The following is a 2,103-nucleotide window of genomic DNA, read 5'->3' on the forward strand; positions in this document are numbered from 1 at the left end:
CCCACGAAATCAACCGCCTCACCAAGCAATACATCTACAACCTCGCCGGACAGCAATACCAGGGTGGCAGCGGCGGTGTGCAGCAGTCCACGGTGGGCGGCTCCCTCGGGGGGTGGATCCAGCAGGCCTTGGCGGCCTTGGCGGCGGAGGGGGAGATCGATGTCAGCAAGATCAACCCGCAGCATGTCGCGATGATCATCCAGGCGGAGTCCAGCGGTAATCCGAACGCGATCAACAACTGGGATTCCAACGCCGCGAAGGGAACTCCGTCGAAGGGTCTGATGCAGACCATCGACCCCACCTTCCAGGCAAACCATGTGCAGGGCACCTCGACGAATGTCTACGACCCGGTGGCCAACATCGCCGCAGGCATCAAGTACGGGGTCAAGCGATACGGGTCGATCGAGAACGTGCTGGCGCAGAAGGGGACCTTCAGCGGAGGGAACAACGGTTACTGATGCCGCCGGAGCGTGAGGTGCCGAACCCGAGCGTCGACGACGATCGGGGCACCCGCTCGGGCGTCGCGGCTCCCGCGCCGCGCGGCAAGTCCGATCCGGCCGCGCGGAGAAGTCCGGCCCGGACATCGCCGACGGCGCCGCCCGGCGCAGCGGCCGCCTCCGCCGATTCGGCCGCGGCCACGCGTGGCTCCGCGGCCGCGCCGAACGCGGCAGCCGCGGCCGCGGCGCCATCGGTCCCGGCCCCCCGGGGCGATATGTCGGCCGCCGCTTCCCTGCCCATGGCGGGAGCGGCGATGGGAGCGTTGGCGATGATGGCCGCCCAATACGGGAACCGGGCGCCGACCCCCGACACCGGCCAACCGGCGGCGCCGCCCGCGGTGACCGGGGCACCCACCGGACCTGTTGTGTGGGACGGACAAGCGGGTTCGCTCTACTCGACGGCCAACGGGAACAGCACCCGGAAATCGGACGCACTGGGCAATCTCAATGCCGAGCTCGGGCGGATTCTCGGTGGCGCCGTGGACAATACGGTTCAGGGCCGGGCGGCACTGTCCTCGATCATCGCCGAGGCCGACGCGGCGTTGACCGCGCTGGGACCGGTTGCGGACACCGCCGCGGGACAGCGTCAGGTCGCGGTGACGCTCGGCAACGCGCTACAGCGCGCCGGTTCCGTGCTCGGCCAAGGGCAGGCCGCCGCCGCGATCTCCGCGGAGCAGGTGTCGAACCTGGCCAGCCGGTATGCGCGGGAATCGCGCCCGGCAGCGCCGTCGCGACCGCGGGTGTACCAACCCGGTCGCAGCGGCGGCGGACCGCCGAGCGCGCGCCCCACCGGCGCACAGGGCCAGTGGATCAATGAGGCCCTGCGGATCCTGCAACAACACGGCTACGACACCAGTCAGATCAACCCGGCCCATATCGCCGCGATCATCCAGCACGAGTCCGCCGGTAACCCCAATGCGATCAACAACTGGGACAGCAACGCCGCCAAGGGAACTCCGTCCAAGGGCCTGATGCAGACCATCGATCCCACGTTCAACGCGTACTCGCTGCCGGGTCACAAGAATATCTGGAACCCGGTGGACAACATCATCGCCGGGGTTCGCTATGCCATCAGCCGCTACGGCTCGGTCAGTAACGTGCCCGGCATCGTGAAGATGCAAGAGGGCGGTTCCTATGTCGGATACTGAAGGCGGCTACGAGGCCCACCTGGCCGCCTGATAGCTGTTCGGCAGACCGACGACTCGAACGTTGTATCCGCTCCGGGGCGCCTCGACGCACTGCCCGTTGCCGACGTACATCATCACGTGCCCCGGTCCGCCGCCGTTCTTGAACGCCGAGGCGGGGAAGATGAGATCGCCGGGCTTGATATCCCCCGGATTGACCTTGGGAAGCTGTCGGTACTGCTCCGCCGCCGTGCGCGGCAGATCGACTCCCGCCGCTCGGGCCGAGTACCACATCAACCCGGAGCAGTCGAAACTGCCCGGACCCTCCGCGCCCCACTCGTACGGATCGCCCTGCTGTGCCAGTGCCGTGGAGATCGCCTGCTGGACCGCCGGGGAAGAGCCGGTCGCCGCCGCCGCTCCCTGGTATTGCTGTCCGGCGAGGTTGTAGATGTATTGCTTGGTGAGGCGGTTGATTTCGTGGG

At 68.0% G+C, this 2,103-nt stretch carries 3 protein-coding genes; 2 read left to right on the plus strand and 1 reads right to left on the minus strand.

Features of this window, described 5'->3' with window-relative positions:
* Positions 1 to 458 (plus strand): transglycosylase SLT domain-containing protein (locus ACYVLQ_RS29150; protein WP_460700745.1); only part of this gene is annotated, 458 nt, incomplete at its 5' end.
* Between the two features lie 17 nt (positions 459 to 475).
* The gene (locus ACYVLQ_RS29155; RefSeq protein WP_460700746.1) at positions 476 to 1,645 is read left to right on the plus strand and encodes a transglycosylase SLT domain-containing protein; all 1,170 of its coding nucleotides are present in this window, start codon (positions 476 to 478) and stop codon (positions 1,643 to 1,645) included.
* 6 nt (positions 1,646 to 1,651) lie between these two features.
* Here the strand turns inward: ACYVLQ_RS29155 and ACYVLQ_RS29160 are convergent.
* The coding region (locus ACYVLQ_RS29160) for a C40 family peptidase (protein WP_460700747.1) at positions 1,652 to 2,103 on the minus strand (452 nt) is incomplete at its 5' end.

This window comes from Nocardia thraciensis, assembly GCF_054782435.1.